Source organism: Flavobacterium sp. LHD-80 (assembly GCF_030929605.1).
Taxonomy (GTDB): domain Bacteria; phylum Bacteroidota; class Bacteroidia; order Flavobacteriales; family Flavobacteriaceae; genus Flavobacterium.
The window spans coordinates 340,587-359,939 of record NZ_JAVFVS010000012.1 but is presented as its reverse complement, the minus strand read 5'-3'; the positions used below and the strand labels follow the sequence as shown (position 1 = coordinate 359,939).

The window sequence follows — 19,353 nt, the reverse complement described above, 5'->3', positions numbered from 1 at the left end:
TCTAATTAAAGAACAGGCTTTTTTCTTGAAATCAATTTGATTTAGTTTTTCTTCTTAAATAATCCATTCAGCAAGTCGCTTGCTTTTTTGGTTACTTCTTGAGTTTTTTGCTCTTTCTCCGTTTTTGCAGCTTGTGTTGTATCTTTAGCTTTTGTGTTTTTATTGATTAAATCAGTCAAAGCAGCGGTACCTTTCTGTGTTAATTTTTCTTTCTGCTGATTTGCTACTTGCGTTGCTAAACTGCTTACCGCAGCTTTCATATCAGTATTGATTTTTGGATTAGAAAAATTACCTGTAATCATAGCATTAATCGGAATGTTTTCCAGTTTTGCAGCATCAGCAGGAGACATTTTTGCAATAAAAGCATTTGCTTCGCTTCCTAAATATTTAGCCGGAACGTCAAATTTCAAGTTATAATTCATCGTTTGGTCAAAACCGTGAGTTCCGCCAACTGTAACTTTAATGTCTTGATATTTAATGTCAAAAGGTTTTACGTTTACTTTTCCGTTGTCAAAAGTCAACGCCGCTTTAATATCATTTAAATTCACTTTGTTCATATCAATAAACTTAATGTTTGAACCAAGTGCATTTAGCAAAGTAGAATTTTTTGCATTTACAGTTGTCGAAAGCAATTGCCCAAGTAAATCTCCCGAAATAGATTTTAGATCTGGAGTCAATTCATTTGCATCCAGATTTCCATTTAATTTGATAGTCGAATTTAATTTACCATTGATGATTCCTGCAATTGGCGCAATCTTTTTCATCATTTCTAATTGCGTAAAAGTCTGAGCAATATCAACTTGATTGAAACCTAAATTCATGTCAAAAGTTGGAACTTTTTCTTTTGTCGAAACAGCTCCAGTCAAACCAATTGTCCCTCCAAAAATGGATGTTTTAAAGTTTTCTAAAATTGCTTTTTCATCTTTAATAATCAGTTTTCCAGAAACATCTTTTAGTTTTAGATTATCATATAAAACAGTATTCGCTTTTGCGTTTAAAGTACAATTAAGGAAAGCTGGAATTTTCATTGCCTCAGCTGGTTTTGCAGCCGTTTTTGTTTCTTCTTTTGCAGGTTCGCCAGCTGTCATAAAATCGTCAACAGCCAACTGATTTGAACTCATATTGAAATTTCCTCTTAATTCCTGTTTTTTGAACATGAAACCATAGAAGTTTTCCAGAATTCCGTTAATAGCAATATCACTTTTTCCAGTTGTAGCATTAAACTGTTTTAAGTTGATTTTACTTGGATTAAACTCAACTTGCGCAATGCTGATGTTCATTGATTTATTGTTTTCGTCAGTATATTTAAATCCTGACAAACTCATAGTTCCTGCATTTTTAATGTTTTGATATTGACTTTTTTCAACAGAAGCCATATCAAAATTCGTAGTAACATCCGCTTTTAAAATACCAGCAAGCGGTTTATCCATTTTAATTGGATACGCTTTTGAAAGATTGGCCAAATTAATCGTTCCTTTTAAAGCCGCGTCGACAATTGGATTTACAGTAATGTTTTTAATATTCGCTTTAGCGCTAAAAACGTCTTGATCAATTCTGAAAGTCAGTTTGTCTAAATTGACGTAGGTATCATTTAGAATTCCTGTTTCGTTGATGATTTTTGTATCAATAACAATATTTTGAACTGATTTCGGTAAGTTCGGATATTGGAAAGAACCGTTGTTTGAAGCAATGGCAATATTGAATTTCGGTACTGTTGTGTCTGTTAATTCTCCTTTGGCAAAACCTGTAACTGTAAAATCTCCAGTTGTTTTTACGCCATCTAAACCAGCTGCATAAGCTGATGGAATTAAACCTAAAAAGTTTGTAAATGAAGATGTTGGAGTTTTAAATTTCAAATCATAAATCTGAGCTTTGTCCGTCATTTGAATAAATCCGTCAAACTCCAAAGGCAATTGATTGATTAAAGCTTTATTCTCTTTAAAAGTATATTTGCTCTTATCAAGATCAATTCCTAAAACAGCATCTAAAGTCAGTTTTACATTTTTCATGTAATTGATTTTATCCATATCCAAAGATACTTTTGCTGTCGATTTTGTAGTTAAATCTAATTTTGAATTGGTAAAATCTCCTGTTCCTTCGTGATTTAAACTATCAATTACCATTTTAATTTTAGAACCTTGATCGATATATCTGAAGGTGAAATTTTCGATTTTATAGTTTTGAATTTTTAATGAAAGCGGTTTGCTTTTATCATCTTTAGTTTCTTCTTTTTTATCTTTTAAAGCGATATCAAAGTTTCCAACACCGTCTTTATTAAAAATAATATTGATCAAACCATTTTCAGAAGTAATTCCTTGAATGCTTAAAGGTTCATCTTTTCCTTTAAAAAGTTCTTTAATACTCATTTTTAGGTTCAATTGACCTAATGAAACTAAAGTGTCGCCTTCAAATGGCGCTTTGTTGATAATTACCAGTTTCTCGATTCCAACTGCAGCATTTGGAAAGTTTCGGAATAAACTTAAATCGGCGTCAGCAAAACTTACTTTTGCATCAACACTTTCATTGATGGCATCAGCGATTTTTGCTTTGATTTGGTCTTTAAAGAAGTACGGAATGGCGAATAATGCGGCCACAAAAACCACAATTACAATGGCGGTTATTTTTAAAATTTTCTTTAACATATTTATAGATTTGAGGGTTTACTTAAAATCGAGTTCTGCAAAAATAACTTTTTTTACCACAGTGCGCAGATAAAGTTTTCTTAAAAATGTAAGAAATATATTAATTTTAAACAAAAAAAATCCGTTTGGAAAATTTCAAACGGATTTGGTTTTTGATGTGATATTTATTTTTTGATGAACGAAACAATTTTATTTGTTAAGTCTTCTGAAATGGGAAGACTTTCATTGTTATAGCTTTCAAAATTGGCTTTATTATCGCCGTCAATAATTTTTAAAACGTGATTCATTTTATCAACAATAACCAATTCAGCGTTTTTGCTGGCTTTTGATAAGCTTTCAGCATCTGAAACGTTTACTTGTAAATCTTTATTTCCTTGAATGATTAAAATAGGAACCGTTAGTTTTTTTATTTCTGTCTGCGGATCATATTTAAACCACGAAATCAAATAAGGCTGAATACCTGGTCTGAAAAGCGAATTTAAAATTGGGTCAACTTTATTTACTTTATTGCCACTTTTTAAACTGTCAATAATCGGAAAAGTCATGTCTTCAATCTGCTTGTTTGATTTTGACGAAATCTGCTCTTTTAATAATTTATCAGCTGATTCGCCTGCGCCTGCGATTGAAACAAATTTGTTTGCTTTTGCTCCGGCAATCATTCCTATTAATGAGCCTTCGCTATGTCCAATAATTGTTATTTGCGAAAAACGTTTGTCTTGTTTTAAAAAATTAATCCAACTTTTAGCATCTTCGGTATAATTTTCAAAAACCAAACTAGACTCTTCACCTGCAGATTTTTTGCTTTCGCCAATTCCTCGTTTGTCATATCGCAAAGATGCAATTCCATTTTTTGCCAGCGCTTCGGCCAGCATTTTCAAAGAATTGTTTTTCATCATCGGATTATTTCCGTTTCTGTCTGTTGGTCCTGAACCTGCAATAATCAAAGCTACAGGACATTTTTTAGTCGTTTCAGGAACTGTAAGAGTTCCATAAAGCTGGTCAATGTTAATTTTTAAAGTAACATTTGTTTCCTTAAAAGTCTCCTGTTTTGCATTTTGTGCGTTTACAGTTGAAAGAAATAATACACTCAAAAACAAAAATATCTTTTTCATTTTGAATTATTTAATATTAATTCCAAAAGGCATCATCGCTTGAACTCCTTTTTGTTTTTGAAGTTTTTTAACCTGCTCGATTAACAAATAGTTTTCTTCGCCAATTTCTTCTTTTATGAAAGCTTCTTTAGATTGTGCAAAAGGCAAATTTGAGAAAACATCGCCTAACGTTTTTTCGTATTCAGGATAATTTTGAGTACTGTATGTTTTTATTTTAGCAATTTTTGCAGCTTCGGCAATAGCGTCATTTAATCCGCCAATTTTGTCAACTAAACCAATTTTCAAAGCTTCTGTTCCAGACCAAACTCTTCCTTGCGCAATGGCATCAACTTGTGCAAATGTCATTTTTCTTCCTTCAGCAACGTGTGTTACAAAAGTGTTGTAAATATGTTCAACGCCTTCTAAAGTAAAAGCTTTGAACTTTTCGTCTACAGGAACAAACGGACTATAATTTGCTGAGTTTTCGTGTGTTTTTACTTGCTCAGTATTGATTCCTAATTTGTTTGCTAACGGGCTGAAATTTGGCAATATTCCAAAAACTCCAATAGAACCAGTTATAGTGTTGCTTTCAGCAAAAATTTTATTAGCGTTGCAGGCAATATAATAACCACCAGATGCAGCATAATTACCCATTGAAACGACTACAGGTTTTACTTTTTTAGTCACTTCAATTTCTCTCCAAATCAAATCTGAAGTTAAAGCGCTTCCGCCTGGACTGTCAATTCTTAAAACAATTGCTTTTACGTCATCATCTTTTCGAGCTTCCTGAAGTGCGCGACGCATTGATCCTTCACCAATAACATTAACATCGCCTTCACCGCCTTCAATTTCGCCTTGAGCGTAAATAATTGCGATTTGATCTGTTTCGATATTTGTCAGCGCTGTAGTGACATTATTTTGAGTATAATCGTCAATTGAAATTTTATTGTAATCGTCGTCACCAGTTACTTTTAATGCTTTTTTGATTGCATTGTGATACACATCTTCATAAGCAACAATATCAACTAAACCGTTAGCTTTTGCTAGCTCTGGAGTTCTTGCCAATAAGCCATTTGCAATTTCATTTAACCTTGGAAGCGGAATATTTCGGCTTTTTGAAATATCAGAAGAAACAGTTGCCCAAATTGAGTTTAGCAAAGCCGTAACTTGTTCTCTATTAGCATCGCTCATTTTATTTTCTAAGAATGGCTCGACTGCACTTTTGTATTTTCCATGGCGAATTACTTCCATGTGAATACCCGATTTATCTTGGAAATCTTTAAAAAACATTACTTCTGATGAAAGTCCTTTGAAGTCTAAATCGCCCGCTGGATTCAAGTAAACGGTATTGGCAACTGAATTCAAATAATATTCTTTCTGCGAATACGTATTGGCGTAAGCCCAAACAAATTTTCCAGATTTTTTAAAGCTTTCAAGAGCATTTCTTAAATCTTTATATTGAGCAAGTCCTAAAGAGGATTCATCATTTAGAATTGAAATCCCTTTGATTTTGTCGTCTGTTTTTGCTGCTTCAATTGCATTAATAACATCAGTGAGGCCAATTCCTTTTTGGTCTGAAAAAACAGTTACCCAAGGATCTTTATATTTTCCTGCGTAGTCATTTCTAATATTTTTTAAATTCAGCTCGATAACCGAATCACTTTTAACGGAAACCGAATCATCTCCTCCAAAAATAGCCCCAATCAGGATTACTCCGAAAAAGAATAACATGATAAATACAAAAATACCAATCACTGTGGCAATTACATTTCCTAAAAACTTCATAAGTATATTTTTTTAATAAGTAGCAACAAAGACTGATTTGTTACAAATATATTTAAATACGGTTTAATTATGTTACACGATTTATGAAATATTTGTAGATTTTACATTTTTTTAATTAAAAATAAAGGCATTGTTTTTGTAAGACAAATACTGTTTCTAGATTTTAACGCTTTTATATTTTAATTAAACAAAACAAAAATTTATGTGTAGAAAAATTATATTCTTATACATGCTTATGTTTTTAAGCTTTTCTGTTGAAGCACAAAAAGTACAAACGACAAAAGTAGTCGCTGATAAAGCAACAAAACTGCCATTAGACAAAGTAAATATTTATAATGAAAAAGACAATTCTATATCAAATGAGGAAGGTGCTTTTTCATTTGTTTCGGATATTCACGAGCTCAACTTTAGTTTGATTGGATATGAAAACAGAAAAATGTCTTTTGAAGAGGTACAAAAACAGGATACTATTTTTCTGCAAAGTAAAATTACGGAACTTGATGAGGTTGTTATTGGGACTGAAGTTTTGCTGATAAAAAAAGCATATGCAAAAATGATAGACAATTATGCTTTATCGCCTTACAATGAAAATTTCTTTTTAAGATGTACGCTTAAGAAAAACAATGAAATGTCTAGACTCCAGGATATTTATGGAAAAGTATCTAGAAACGCTATTTTTAAAACGGTAAAGGTGCCAGATAATAAATGTGCTGTTGAAATTTTGAATATGCGGAAAGTTGGAATCAAAGAAAAAATGGATTTTATCGATTTTCAATTTCAAAGTTTTGAAAACTTATTCGATGTAAATGCTTTGATTGCAATAAATCTGGATGAATTTGAATTTACTCGAGAAAAAGGAATGATCGGGAATTACGTTAAAATCAGTTTTATTCAAAAAGAAACTAATTCGCTGGGACAAAAAACAAGCGGTTATTTTATTATCAATAAAGCAGATTATGCAATTGTAGAAACGTATTTTGATTTTTATGATGATGGAGCCAATGTACCCTTTAAAAAAAATGGAAAAGTTAATTATAGAACAGTCCGATTTCAAAGAACAACAAATTATAAAAAGAGTGATGTTACCAAGAGATATTATTTAAACAATGCAAATTCGATAGTACGAGTAGAAGCGGTTGATAATAAAGAGATTGAAAAAAGGTTTTATGATTATACAGCTAATTTTTTTGTAACAAATAGTTTTATTGCCTCAAAAGCAGATTCGAATTTATCAATGGATAAAGATATTTTTAGAGTGAAATTCCCATATTCTGAATCCTTTTGGGCAAGTCAAAATCAATTACCTTTAACAACTGATTTAAAAGATTTTTTAAACCGAGTTTCTGAGAACAAAGACAAAAAAGAAGAGTTTGAAGTAATTGGAAACTTCTAAGTCTTGATGCAAATATGTATTCAATTCTAAAATAGTTTTAGTTACTTTGCATTAATTATGAAGTCACAGCATCAAGTCGTTTTATCTATAGGGAGCAATCAAGGAAACAGGTTAGCAAATATTGAAAGTTGTATTGCTTTAATACATCAGGAAGTGGGAACTGTTATCAGGGTTTCAAAACTATATGAAACTCCCGCTTGGGGATTTGAAAGTGATGCTTTTTATAATTGTGCGCTTCTTTTGCACAGTACTTCATCGGCACAAAAAATACTGAATCAGGTTTTAAAAGTTGAAAAGCAATTAGGCAGAATTAGATCGAATCAAGAAGGATATCAGTCCCGAATTATTGATGTTGATTTAATTGCTTTTGATAATGAAATTATAGAAACTGAAAAACTCCAGATTCCGCATCCATTAATGCAAAACAGAAACTTTGTGTTGTTGCCGATTCAAGATTTAAAATTAGATTGGAAGCATCCTGTCCTTCAAAAAACTATTTCAGAATTAATTGCCGTTTCTCCTGACGATAGCGTTTGTACAGCGGTTCAGAATTTAAAAAGTCCGTTGCAGGGAATTGCGTTAGAGAACTTTAATTATATTGCTTTTGAAGGAAATATTGGAGCGGGAAAAACGACATTGGTTCATAAAATTGCAGAAGATTTTAATGCCAAAACAGTTTTAGAAGGATTTGCAGATAATCCGTTTTTGCCAAAGTTTTACAAAGATCAAAACCGATATGCTTTTCCGCTGGAAATGTCATTTCTAGCCGATCGTTATCAGCAATTATCTGACGACTTAAAACAATTTGATTTGTTTAAAGATTTTATCGTTGCCGATTATCATATTTTTAAATCGTTGATTTTCTCTAAAATAACGCTTGGAGAAGATGAATATCGTTTATACCGAAACTTATTTGATATTATTTATAAAGAAATGCCAAAACCAGATTTGTACATTTATTTGTATCAAAATACTGAGAGACTTCTTCAAAATATCAAGAAACGCGGCCGTAGTTACGAACAAAATATAGAAGCAGGTTATTTGGATAAAATCAATAATGGTTATTTGGATTACATTAAATCTCAAACCGATTTGAATGTTTTGATTATTGATGTTTCAGATCGTGATTTTGTAAAAAAACACGAAGATTATCTTTTTATTTTAGATGAAATTCAGAAGAAAATAGGATAAGACCTCAATTAGAGAATATGCTAATTAGAAAATTAGATAATTTTTTATGCGGTTTCGAGAGCATTTCCTAATTCTCTAATTGACACATTATCTAATTATAATATTCCGAGTTGTTTTCTCAGTTTGGCAGATAATTTTTCGTTGACCAAACGATACGATTGTTCGATATATTTTTCCCATTCTGTTTTTTTCATTCTGCTAATATCGTCAATCAAAACCCATTTGTATTTTGCAACATAGGGAGCAGGTTTAAATCCTGGTTTCGTGCTCATTTCTTCAAATTCTTCATCCAGAACTTTAAAAGAAGCGGAAGTCGGATTTTGATCAAGACCAACAACGCAGTACATTTTTGTTCCGACAGAAAACACAAGATCGTGATCCCATTTTATATCTTCCGTTGTTCCAGTTAATTTATGACAGATTTCACGAATTATTTCAATATCCATTTTTATCTTTTTAATGTAAAATGCCCTCTTAAAATAGGCTGTGTATTATCAATTTTTAAAGCATACCAATAATCTGATGCGGGTAAAGGTACTTTATTTGTTGTGCCGTCCCAATATTTTTTTGAAGCGTTTAATTGTGCAATGAATTTTCCATAACGATCAAAAATTGTGATCTGCGCTTCGGGATAATTCTCCATTCCAGTTACTTCCCAAACATCATTATAGGAATCATTATTAGGAGTGAAAAATGCAGGAAAAACCAAAACGATAAAACTTTTTGAAGCCGTTTTGCAACCACTTTTTTCTCTTGCATAAGCAGTTTGCAAACCACCCGGCGCGTCATGAAAAACATTAGAATTCTGGAAATTTATTCCGTCAACAGAATATTCATAATAACTTTCAGGATTGCTGAGAATTATAGTTACGGTTCTGTTATCAACATCAACTTTTTGGATTTCAGGAGCAGGAAGTTCGATTACTTTTATGGTTTTTCGGTTTGAGCAATTTCCTGCAGTAGAAGCAGTAACATCAACATAATATGTTCCCAATTGTGAAACAGTTATTTTTTGCGTTGTTTCTCCAGTTGACCATAGATAACTCATATTGCTGATTCCTGCATCGAGTGTAGCCGAATTTGGTGCGCATAAAACTACTTCTTGATTTTGAACATCAGGAAGCGGATATATTTTTATTTCTATCGGAGTTCTTGCAAGTGAGCGACATTCATTATTATTAGCTTCGGCATAATAAATGGTATTTGAAGATAGATTAGGCGTAATAAACAAATTGCCCGTTCCTAAAACCGATCCGCCTGTTTTTGAATCGTACCAGTTTGCTTCACCCGAAGAAACAGTTGCTTCTAAAAAAAAGATTCCAGAACCACAAACCGGTGCAGGATTTGAAACAGAAGTTACTTCTGGTACTGCATTTACTCTTACATTAACAGCGGTTCTTTTGGTGACACAACCTTCAAATTCGGCCGCTGTGTAGTAAGTTTGATTTGCATTTAAAACTGGAGTTGTAAAGCTAGGACCTGTTGCAATTAAACTTGCTCCGGTTTCATCAGCATACCAATTGATTGTTCCTGCGGCGCTTTTAGCTTCTAAAACAGCAGTTCCAGATCCGCAAATCTCAGGAGCTTTTGTTTCAGTAATTGACAGTATTGTCAGCGAAGTGCTCGCACTTATTTGCGGATAAACATCGCCAGGCATTCCTCCATATTCTACAATATATCCTCGAGGATAATTTACATTTGCAGGATCTGAACTTCCATAAAGAGAAGTGTCATTCCATCTTCCTTTTTGACCATTTCCGGGTGGTGCGATATAGGCATAATCTTCGACGCCTTTAAGGGCTAGTTCACCGCCATTATTGGGTTCTTTGAAATCATTCCAATAAGCAAAAGTTGTGGTAGAGCCACTTTCACGACCGTACCAAAATTGAGTTCCTTCTTCTGGGCCTGTTTCCCATAACCAATAGGGTTCTTTTCGGGCATCGCTTCCGCCAATCCATCCCGTGCCTGAAAGCTGTTCTCCAACAAATATTGCTTCATCTAAAGTGGTTATGGTAACTAAATAACCTTTTAATCCAAAATAATTACTTGCAGCGGCAGCTCTTTTAGCATCGCCCCAAGAGATTCCGGGACTTGAAACAAATTGGTAATAATGTTTAGATGAAGGCAAATAATTGGCCTGTCCTAAGCTTATTGAAAAATTTCTGATCCCACTTGGAGTTGCTGAACTATTTCTAAATTCAACTGCTTTAATAGCCGTAATGAATTCAGAAAGTAATGCGCTACTGTTATTGCGTGAAATTGTAAGCGTTCCTGAATCTGGATTCCAGTTTGATGTTAAATTGGGACTTACATTTATTAAAGATAATACGTCTTCACCATTTATATATCCAGAAGAAATCTGAATATAAACGGCTGTAATTTCTTCTGTAGAATTAATTGTTACGTCAGTTACAATTTTTATACTGCTTTGCGGACAGTAAACTTGATTTCCAACGGCTGTAATTATAGAAGCTGCTGTTGCAGATTTTTTTGTTGCCAATTTTTTAAATTTTCTTTCAGGCAAAGGCATGCCGTTGAAGGCAAAAAGTATATTACCGCATAATAATACAATTGCCAAAGCATATCTGCAAAAGAATTTAGTTTTCATATTTAAAATTACATTTTTTAATTGAAAACTGTTTTGGAAATATTAAAAAATGAACTTTCAGCTAAAATGAGTTTTTATCGTTTTAATGTAAAGTGACCTCTTAAAATAGGATGTGTATTGTCAATTTTTAGCGCATACCAATAATCTGAAGCAGGAAGTGGGGATTGGTTAAAAGTTCCATCCCAGCTCATTCTTGATAGCGATAATTGCGCTAATAATTTTCCGTAACGATCAAATATGGTGACTTGTGCTTGAGGATAATTTTCCATTCCAGTTACTTCCCAGACATCATTAAAGCTGTCGTTGTTTGGAGTAAAGAAAGCAGGAAAAACTAATACTACAAAGTTTTTTGCTGTACCGCCACAACCTCCTTTTTCTCTTACATAAGCGGTTTGTAAACCTCCTGGAACATCATAAAAAATATTTGAATCCTGGAAATTTGAGCCATCAACTGAATATTCAAAATAAGATTGTTCTTTTTTAAGATAAATTATAGCTCTTGTTCCTTCAACATCAATACGGTCAATTTGTGGAATTTCGTGTTCTTCTACTATAATTGTTTTTCGGCTTGTACAGCTTTGTGGCGCTGGACTTGTTACATCAACGGTATAAGTTCCTCCGGTGCCTATTTCGATTGTTTGAGTAGTGGCGCCATTTGACCACAAATAAGTCATTCCAGATATTCCGGCATCTAGTATTTTCTTTTTAAACTGACATAAGACAACAGTTTCGTCTGTTACAACAGGAGGCGTGTAAACAGTAATATTTACGGGAGTACGAGTCGTATTTAAACAGCCATTGTTTGAAGCTTCAGCGTAATAAACAGTTGATGAAGTAACGTTCGGTGCAGTAAAAATGTTTCCTGTCCAAACGATTGTCCCTCCCGATGAAGTTGTGTACCAGGTGATAATTCCTACATCAGAAGAAGCCTGCAAGGTTACATTTCCTGGTCCGCATCGTGAAACATTTGATTCTGCTACAGTTGGTGTTGCAGGAGTTTTGTTAACAACTGCTGTAACTGATTTTCTGCTGGTTTCACAGCCAGCGTCGACATAATAAGTTGTTGTAGTATTTAGTACTGGGGTAGTGAAAGGGCTTCCTGTAGCAATAGCCGTACCGCCAGCTGGCTGTGTGTACCAGCTTATTGTTGCTCCGCTAGTTGCTGTTGCAGTCAACGTAAAACTTCCAGAATCACAAATTGAGTTAGGAGTTAATACGGTTGCTTCTGGAATTGTTATTTTAGTACTCGCTGCAATTTCTAAAGGTGATTCTCCAGCAGATCCGCCATATTCTACAACATAACCTTTTGGCTGGAAATCACCACTTGATTCGCCTTCGTTTTTTAAATCATTCCAAGACCCTCGTATTCCTACTCCAGGTTGTGTTATATGTGCATAATCTTCATTTCCTTGCTGATTTGGTTCGCCTGTATTCCAGAATGCAAAATTAGGTGTCGAACCATTTGCATTTCCGTTCCAGAAAATAGTTCCTGCTTCAGGACCTGTCACCCATTTCCAAACGCCCTCTGTTTCTGCATCGCTTCCGCCAATCCATCCGGTTCCTGATGCTTGTTCACCAATAAGTTTGGCTTCATCTGCTGATAAAATGGTGGCTAAATACCCTTTAAGTCCGTAATAAGTACTTGCTTCAGCAGCAGTTCTTGCTGAAGTCCAAGTAATGCCAATACTTGGAACATATAAATAAAAATGCTGTGTTGAAGGTAAATAATTAGCATTGCCAACTGTTATTGAAAAAGTTCTAGTGCCAGAAGCAGAAGCAGAAGAATTTGAAAAAACAACATCTTTCACTGCTTTAACTAGGTCAGTATATAATGCATCAGTACCTGTTGAGCTTGTTATGCTTAGTTTTCCAGCCGTTGCATCCCAGCTTGTGTTTAAATTAGGATGTGAAGCTGGATTTGCAAGAGCAAGTTGATCCAATCCGCTTGAATAACCAGATGAAATCTGAATATAAACACCTTTAGTCCCTGTTTCTAAAGGGTCGTGTGTAATGCTAAAATCAGTTACAATTTTTATTGTATTTTGAGGGCAATAAAACTGATCTCCAGTTGCTTTAACAATAGGTGCAGTTGTTGCAGCGGGCTTACTACAATCATTTGAATATTTTGTTGTATTGTCTTTGTCCTTCCAGTTAGTATTTGAATAAGCCTCATCGTCTACTTGTATACAGGTTAGACTAGAGTTGAATTTAAAATTTGGAGAGGTCAGTTTAGCGTTCTGTCCATTTTTTAAATTCAAATAAGTTAGCAGGTTATTATCACACGAAAAAGTATTTAGATTAGTATTATTAGATAAATCTAAGCTAATTAACTGGTTATAATTGCATTGTAAAATTCCTAAATTTGAATTGTTAGCTATGTTCAAAGACGTTATTTGATTGTGACTGCAATCTAATAATCCTAAATTTGGATTATTAGAAGTATCCAGAGAAGTTATTTGATTATTTTTTAAACCTAAAACTTCTAACGCTGGGTTTTTAGAAATATCAAGATTTGATAATTTACAATCGCTACAGTTTAGAAATTTTAGAGTAATGTTTTTTGAAAGATCTAAAGTTGTTAAATTAGTGAAGGGACAAATTAAATTTATTAAAGAAGTATTTTTAGTAAGGTCTATGCTTGTAATGTTATTGTTGTAAAATGAAAGGGTAGTTAAAGAACTGTTTTGAGAGACATCTAGACTACTTAATTGATTGTGTTCTATGTGTAAATATTCTAATGCAGTGTTTTTTGAAAGATCTATTGTAGATAATTCATTATAACCGCAGGATAAAGACTTAAGAAAAATGTTGTTTGAAAGATTTAAATTTGTAATAAAGTTTCTTTGAGATGTATTATCATTAAATAGCCCAATATTTAATGTTTCTAGTTTTACAAAAGCTTCAATGCCAGTTAAGTTAGTGATATTTTTACCTGGAATTAATAGGGTTGTTATATCTTTAATATTTGCAGTCAGAACCTGACCATCAATAACGCCACTATCAATATTCAAATCGATTAAAGCCTTTTCAAAATTTGGATCAGGAATAGGAGTATATTGTGCAAATCCAGCAACAGGAAATAGCAATAAGAATAATAAACGTAATGGTAGTTTTAGGAAATAGATAGTTTTCATTTTATAAAAGTATCAATTTCTTAATAATAAAAAAATATATTTATATTTCTAACATTTATGGTGTAGAAGTCATTTAAAAATCACATTTTTCAATAAAAAAACTGTGTATTGTTAGTTTGGCCAATTTAATTTTTGAAATAAATCCCAAACCACAATTCCTGCACTTACAGCAATATTTAAAGAGTGTTTGGTTCCTAATTGTGGAATTTCGATACAGCCGTCACAAATTGCAACTGCTTCCTGTGCAACACCATAAACTTCATTTCCAAAAACTAAAGCATATTTCTGATTTTTTTCAACTTTAAAATCTTGAAGAAAAATAGCGCTTTCAACTTGTTCAATAGCAAGAGTCAGAACGTTTTCTTTTTTTAGATTTTCAATAACCTCAAGAACATTTTCATAATGTTCCCAAGCGACAGTTTCTGTGGCGCCAAGAGCAGTTTTATGAATTTCCTTATTTGGCGGTGTAGCTGTAATACCGCATAAAATGATTTTTTCAATCAAAAAAGCGTCGGCAGTTCTAAATACAGAACCAATATTGTGTAAACTACGAATATCATCCAAAACTAAAATTAAAGGTGTTTTGTCTGATTTTTTAAAATCTTCAATCGATTTGCGGTCTAATTCGCTATTTTCAAGTTTTCTCATTTTGTGTTGCATTCAGGTCATAAAAAAAGCTTCCAAAGATAAGGAAGCTTTTTCAATTATTTTATTTTGTTTTATTTTTCAGATTAGCTTTTTACAGGATCTGGTAAAACTGTACCTTTAATAGTAAGTACTTTTGTTGGCTGTCCTTCAGCGTTAGAAGTAACAGTTACAGTTTTTGTAAAAGCACCAACTCTGTCAGTAGCATATTTTACACCAATAATTCCTTTAGCGCCTGGAGCGATTGGCTCTTTTGGCGTAGTTGGAACAGTACATCCGCAAGAACCTTGCGTGTTTGTAATGATTAATGGTTTTGTTCCGTTGTTAACAAAAACGAATTCACGTTTTCCGTCAGCATTGTGAGCAATTGTTCCGTAGTCAATAGTTTCTGTTTCAAAAGCCATTCCTGCACCTTCGATTTTAGCAACTTTTGCAGTTCCTTTTTTAGCAGATTGTGCGTTAGAAGCTGTAACTCCAGCTACAGCAAGCATAACAAATAAAATTATTTTTTTCATTTTTATAGTCTTTGTTTAAATGATAGAACAAATCTATGTAAAATTCTTAAATGTCAACTTAAAAATCTCTTAAAATATTTTAATTTTTGAAGCCTTCGATATGCCACTAAAAAATTATAAATTCGCTGTCTTAATTTTCATTTAAAAACATATCGATTTGGCAGCTAAAGAAAAAGTGGTGAAAGAAACACCTTTAATGAAACAGTACAACGAAATCAAGAGAAAATATCCTGATGCATGTCTGCTTTTCAGAGTAGGGGATTTTTACGAAACATTTGGAGAAGATGCTATCAGAGCTTCTAAAATTCTTGGAATTACGTTGACTAAAAGAGGTGCGGGTTCAGAAACTGAAACCGCTTTGGCTGGTTTTCCACACCATTCTATCAATACCTATTTGCCAAAATTGGTTAAAGCCGGACTTCGAGTAGCAATTTGCGATCAGCTTGAAGATCCAAAAATGACGAAAACTATTGTAAAACGTGGCGTGACCGAATTGGTAACTCCAGGGGTTTCTTTAAATGATGAGGTTTTACAGTCTAAATCAAACAACTTTTTAGCATCGGTTTATTTTGCTAATAAAAATATCGGAATTTCTTTTTTAGATGTTTCGACAGGTGAGTTTTTAACCGCTCAAGGAAATGCAGAATATATTGATAAGCTTTTGCAGAATTTTAACCCAAGTGAAGTTTTAGTTCCAAAGAATAACAAAGGTGATTTTAAAACTACTTTTGGTGATGATTTTCACAGTTTTTATCTGGAAGATTGGATTTACAAAGAAGATTATGCTTTAGAAACCCTTACAAAACATTTTCAGACAGTTTCCTTAAAAGGTTTTGGTGTCGAAGAATTGAAAGAAGGAATTATTGCTTCTGGAGCAATTTTGTATTATTTGTCAGAAACACAGCATAATCGCGTCCAGCATATTACGGCAATTCAGCGTATTGCTGAAGATGCATATGTATGGATGGATCGTTTTACAATCAGAAATTTAGAATTGTATCACAGTTATAATCCAAATGCTGTAACACTTTTAGATGTTATTGACAGAACGCTTTCGCCAATGGGAGGACGTTTGTTGAAACGATGGCTGGCACTTCCTTTAAAGGATAAAAACAAAATAAAAGGACGCCATGATGTGGTTTCTTATTTGAAATCAAATCCTGAAATACTCCATAATATTCAATATCAAATTAAACAAATTTCAGATTTAGAACGTTTGATTTCTAAAATTGCAGCCGGAAAAGTTTCGCCTCGTGAAATTGTTTATTTGAAAGAATCGCTAGATGCCATTATTCCAATTAAAACCTTGGCACTTGAGAGTCCGCAGGAAGCTGTGAAGATCATTGGAGATAGTCTGCATGCCTGCGATTTATTAAGAGAAAAAATTAAAACGACCTTAAATCAAGATGCGCCGGTTGCAATTGCAAAAGGAAATGCAATTGCAAAAGGTATTAATGAAGAATTAGATGAACTTCGCGCGATTTCAACTTCTGGAAAAGAATATTTAGAAGGAATTGAAAAAAGAGAGTCGGAGCGCACCGGAATTTCTTCGCTGAAAATATCTTTCAATAATGTTTTTGGATATTATATTGAAGTTCGAAATACGCATAAAGACAAAGTTCCTGAAGAATGGATTCGTAAACAGACTTTAGTAAATGCAGAGCGTTATATTACTGAAGAATTAAAAGAATATGAAACTAAGATTTTAGGAGCCGAGGAAAGGATCTATAAAATAGAAACCGATCTTTTTGAGCAATTAGTGGCTTGGATTTCGACTTATATCAAGCCGGTTCAAATGAATGCCAATTTGGTTGCGCAATTAGATTGTTTGTGTTCTTTTACGCAATTGGCCATTGAAAATAAATATGTCTGTCCAGAAATTGATGATACGTTCGAGTTAGAAATCAAAGAAGGAAGGCATCCTGTAATTGAAAAACAATTGCCAGTTGGGACACCATATATTTCTAATGATGTTTATTTAGATAGAGAAACCCAACAAATTATTATGATTACTGGACCAAACATGTCTGGTAAATCTGCTATTTTGAGACAAACGGCTCTAATTGTACTTTTGGCTCAAATGGGAAGTTTTGTTCCTGCGGACAGTGTTAGAATGGGAATTGTAGATAAGATTTTTACTAGAGTAGGAGCTTCTGATAATATTTCGATGGGAGAATCGACTTTTATGGTCGAAATGAATGAAACAGCTTCGATTTTGAATAATATTTCAGACAGAAGTTTGGTTCTTTTGGATGAAATTGGAAGAGGAACCAGTACATATGATGGAATCTCGATTGCTTGGGCTATTGCCGAATTTTTGCATGAACATCCAGGAAGAGCAAAAACGCTTTTTGCAACGCATTATCATGAGTTAAACGAAATGACCGAATCGCTTCCAAGAATTCAGAATTTTAATGTCGCTGTGAAAGAATTGAAAGATACTGTTCTTTTTGTTCGTAAACTGGTAAAAGGAGGAAGTGCACATAGTTTTGGAATTCATGTCGCAAAAATGGCTGGAATGCCTCAGTTGGTTATTTCTAAAGCACAAAAGCTTTTAAAGAAATTAGAAAAAAATCATTCGAGCGATGCTTTAAACGGAATAAAAGCGGCTAATGACGAAATGCAGATGAGTTTCTTTAATTTGGATGATCCTTTGTTGGAAGAAATAAAAGAAGAGATTTTAGGGCTTGATATAAATGCTATAACTCCGGTTGAAGCGCTGATGAAGCTGAATGAAATCAAAAGAATGTTAGTCAAAAAATAAAATTAAAAATTTTCAAGTTTAAAGTTTAGGTTATCAGAAAGTTATAAAATAAGTAAAATATTTTTTCAGAAAACGCTTGTGTAATTGAATAAATGTCCTAAATTTGCACTCGCAATACGAAACAAATCAAGTGTTGCGAGTTCTTAAATAGAATTTGAAATGCGAAAATAGCTCAGTTGGTAGAGCGCGACCTTGCCAAGGTCGAGGTCGCGGGTTCGAGCCCCGTTTTTCGCTCCAAACCATACAATGCTCGGATGGTGAAATTGGTAGACACGCTGGACTTAAAATCCAGTGAACAGCAATGTTCGTGCGGGTTCAAGTCCCGCTCTGAGTACTAAAGCCTCTTCTTTTGAAGAGGCTTTTTTTATGGTGTAAACTTGGTTAAAATCAATTTGCGAAGTAAATTGATTTTAAAGATTCTAAGATTCTAAGATTCTAAGATTCTAAGATTCTAAGATTCTAAGATTCTAAGATTCTAAGATTCTAAGATTCTAAGAATCTAAGAATCTAAGAAGTCTAAAGTCTAAAGTCTAAAGTCTAAAATCAACAATCTAAAATTTCTAAATGGGTGCATTCGTAATCAGCAGGCGGTTTAATGATGAGTATAAATTTACATTCACTTCTAGGAAGGGAAAAGTGATTTTTACAAGTTTGAGCTATGAGCTGCGATTTGAGTGCGAAGAAGATATTCAGAAATTCAAGGCGAATATTGAGCTTGCGAAGTTTTTGAAATTTAAAGGTTCTGGAGGGAAGTATTTTTTTAAATTGATGTTAGGTGAGGTTCATTTTGCAACAAGCCGTAAATACAGTACGGAATTGCTTTTGCAGAAAGGAATAAAAGAAATTGTTACTTATGCTGTAAAATCAGAGATTTTGGACTTTTCTTCAAATGATTCGATTTTTGAAGATGAAGAGGTTGTTGAAGAAGAAGAAATGGAATAGATGAAATCCCGGTATTTTAAAATTCTAAATTCCAATAAAGAACTTGTTGAGGCGATGTGAAGCTTTTTAATAATGCAAAATTCCAAATCCTAAAATATGCTACGTATTTTTGGGATTTGGAATTTTATTTTATTGCTATTTGCTAAATTTTAAGCATAAAAAAAACCATCGCTATGATGGTTTTAAAATTTTTAGAACTTAAGTTCTAATTATTTTTTTACTTCTTCTACTTTAGCAGCAGCAGAGTCAACTTTAGCAGCAGCAGAATCAACAGTTGCAGCAGCAGAATCAACTACAGCAGCAGCTGAATCAACAGCAACAGCAGCAGAATCTACAGCAGGAGCTTCAGCAGCAGCGTCAGCTTTTTTACAAGATACAACAGTTAATACAGCAACAACAGCTAAACTTAAAAATACTTTTTTCATCTTACTTTATTATAAAAGGTTAATTATTAATTCGTGGCAAAGATATAAATTTTTTAATATGTAAAATATTTTTTCACTTTTTTTTTAAAATATTTTCATCGCTCACGATTATCTTATTTATCAAAAAACATGCCAAAATACTAAAAAAATATTATATTATGGTATTTTTTGCGGAAATTATTTTTCGCTGCATATTCAGCATCAAAATTAATGTTTTA

At 33.2% G+C, this 19,353-nt stretch carries 13 protein-coding genes and 2 tRNA genes; 6 read left to right on the top strand and 9 right to left on the bottom strand.

What is annotated here, in order from left to right; genetic code table 11:
• Positions 1-41: 41 nt before the first annotated feature.
• From RB619_RS18530 to sppA, 3 genes are all read right to left on the bottom strand, one after another.
• A complete protein-coding gene (locus tag RB619_RS18530; RefSeq protein ID WP_308100271.1) occupies positions 42-2,642 on the bottom strand; it encodes an AsmA-like C-terminal region-containing protein in 2,601 nt (866 codons plus the stop codon).
• 164 nt (positions 2,643-2,806) lie between these two features.
• Positions 2,807-3,754 (bottom strand): alpha/beta fold hydrolase, encoded by a 948-nt coding sequence (locus tag RB619_RS18525; RefSeq protein ID WP_308100269.1) that lies wholly within the window; start codon positions 3,752-3,754, stop codon positions 2,807-2,809.
• A gap of 6 nt (positions 3,755-3,760) precedes the next feature.
• A complete protein-coding gene (sppA, locus tag RB619_RS18520) occupies positions 3,761-5,518 on the bottom strand; it encodes a signal peptide peptidase SppA (RefSeq protein WP_308100267.1) in 1,758 nt (585 codons plus the stop codon).
• A gap of 202 nt (positions 5,519-5,720) precedes the next feature.
• Between sppA and RB619_RS18515 the strand changes: the two genes are divergently transcribed.
• Positions 5,721-6,911 carry a hypothetical protein gene (locus RB619_RS18515; RefSeq protein WP_308100265.1) on the top strand — a complete coding sequence of 397 codons (1,191 nt, stop codon included), beginning with the start codon at positions 5,721-5,723 and terminating at the stop codon, positions 6,909-6,911.
• 57 nt (positions 6,912-6,968) lie between these two features.
• A complete protein-coding gene (folK, locus tag RB619_RS18510) occupies positions 6,969-8,102 on the top strand; it encodes a 2-amino-4-hydroxy-6-hydroxymethyldihydropteridine diphosphokinase (RefSeq protein ID WP_308100263.1) in 1,134 nt (377 codons plus the stop codon).
• A gap of 95 nt (positions 8,103-8,197) precedes the next feature.
• Here the strand turns inward: folK and RB619_RS18505 are convergent, their stop codons facing one another.
• The 5 genes from RB619_RS18505 to RB619_RS18485 all read right to left on the bottom strand — a co-directional run bounded on the left by RB619_RS18505 (position 8,198) and on the right by RB619_RS18485 (position 15,004).
• On the bottom strand, positions 8,198-8,548 hold the full coding sequence (locus RB619_RS18505) for an MmcQ/YjbR family DNA-binding protein (protein WP_308100262.1): 351 nt from the start codon (positions 8,546-8,548) through the stop codon (positions 8,198-8,200).
• A 2-nt stretch (positions 8,549-8,550) separates the two neighbouring features.
• Entirely contained in the window at positions 8,551-10,710 is a 2,160-nt protein-coding gene (locus RB619_RS18500) for a T9SS type B sorting domain-containing protein (RefSeq protein ID WP_308100260.1), read from the bottom strand.
• A gap of 74 nt (positions 10,711-10,784) precedes the next feature.
• The gene (locus RB619_RS18495; RefSeq protein ID WP_308100258.1) at positions 10,785-13,844 is read right to left on the bottom strand and encodes a T9SS type B sorting domain-containing protein; all 3,060 of its coding nucleotides are present in this window, start codon (positions 13,842-13,844) and stop codon (positions 10,785-10,787) included.
• 111 nt (positions 13,845-13,955) lie between these two features.
• A complete protein-coding gene (locus RB619_RS18490; protein WP_308100241.1) occupies positions 13,956-14,492 on the bottom strand; it encodes an RNA methyltransferase in 537 nt (178 codons plus the stop codon).
• Positions 14,493-14,575: 83 nt separating this feature from the next.
• Positions 14,576-15,004, bottom strand: coding sequence for a DUF1573 domain-containing protein (locus RB619_RS18485; protein WP_308100239.1), 429 nt, complete (start codon positions 15,002-15,004; stop codon positions 14,576-14,578).
• Positions 15,005-15,161: 157 nt separating this feature from the next.
• Between RB619_RS18485 and mutS the strand changes: the two genes are divergently transcribed.
• The 4 genes from mutS to RB619_RS18465 all read left to right on the top strand — a co-directional run bounded on the left by mutS (position 15,162) and on the right by RB619_RS18465 (position 18,710).
• The gene (gene mutS, locus RB619_RS18480; RefSeq protein WP_308100230.1) at positions 15,162-17,768 is read left to right on the top strand and encodes a DNA mismatch repair protein MutS; all 2,607 of its coding nucleotides are present in this window, start codon (positions 15,162-15,164) and stop codon (positions 17,766-17,768) included.
• A 161-nt stretch (positions 17,769-17,929) separates the two neighbouring features.
• Positions 17,930-18,005 (top strand) — tRNA-Gly (locus RB619_RS18475).
• An 11-nt stretch (positions 18,006-18,016) separates the two neighbouring features.
• Positions 18,017-18,102 (top strand) — tRNA-Leu (locus RB619_RS18470).
• A 230-nt stretch (positions 18,103-18,332) separates the two neighbouring features.
• Positions 18,333-18,710 (top strand): DUF1508 domain-containing protein, encoded by a 378-nt coding sequence (locus tag RB619_RS18465; protein ID WP_308100226.1) that lies wholly within the window; start codon positions 18,333-18,335, stop codon positions 18,708-18,710.
• A 209-nt stretch (positions 18,711-18,919) separates the two neighbouring features.
• Here RB619_RS18465 and RB619_RS18460 read toward each other — a convergent pair whose 3' ends face one another.
• On the bottom strand, positions 18,920-19,135 hold the full coding sequence (locus RB619_RS18460) for a hypothetical protein (protein WP_109191883.1): 216 nt from the start codon (positions 19,133-19,135) through the stop codon (positions 18,920-18,922).
• Between the last annotated feature and the right edge of the window lie 218 nt (positions 19,136-19,353).

Coding starts and splice junctions, on each gene's coding strand:
- RB619_RS18530 (WP_308100271.1), bottom strand. CDS start 2,642: ATGTTAAAGAAAATTTTAAAAATAACCGCCATTGTAATTGTGGTTTTT.
- RB619_RS18525 (WP_308100269.1), bottom strand. CDS start 3,754: ATGAAAAAGATATTTTTGTTTTTGAGTGTATTATTTCTTTCAACTGTA.
- sppA (WP_308100267.1), bottom strand. CDS start 5,518: ATGAAGTTTTTAGGAAATGTAATTGCCACAGTGATTGGTATTTTTGTA.
- RB619_RS18515 (WP_308100265.1), top strand. CDS start 5,721: ATGTGTAGAAAAATTATATTCTTATACATGCTTATGTTTTTAAGCTTT.
- folK (WP_308100263.1), top strand. CDS start 6,969: ATGAAGTCACAGCATCAAGTCGTTTTATCTATAGGGAGCAATCAAGGA.
- RB619_RS18505 (WP_308100262.1), bottom strand. CDS start 8,548: ATGGATATTGAAATAATTCGTGAAATCTGTCATAAATTAACTGGAACA.
- RB619_RS18500 (WP_308100260.1), bottom strand. CDS start 10,710: ATGAAAACTAAATTCTTTTGCAGATATGCTTTGGCAATTGTATTATTA.
- RB619_RS18495 (WP_308100258.1), bottom strand. CDS start 13,844: ATGAAAACTATCTATTTCCTAAAACTACCATTACGTTTATTATTCTTA.
- RB619_RS18490 (WP_308100241.1), bottom strand. CDS start 14,492: ATGAGAAAACTTGAAAATAGCGAATTAGACCGCAAATCGATTGAAGAT.
- RB619_RS18485 (WP_308100239.1), bottom strand. CDS start 15,004: ATGAAAAAAATAATTTTATTTGTTATGCTTGCTGTAGCTGGAGTTACA.
- RB619_RS18465 (WP_308100226.1), top strand. CDS start 18,333: ATGGGTGCATTCGTAATCAGCAGGCGGTTTAATGATGAGTATAAATTT.
- RB619_RS18460 (WP_109191883.1), bottom strand. CDS start 19,135: ATGAAAAAAGTATTTTTAAGTTTAGCTGTTGTTGCTGTATTAACTGTT.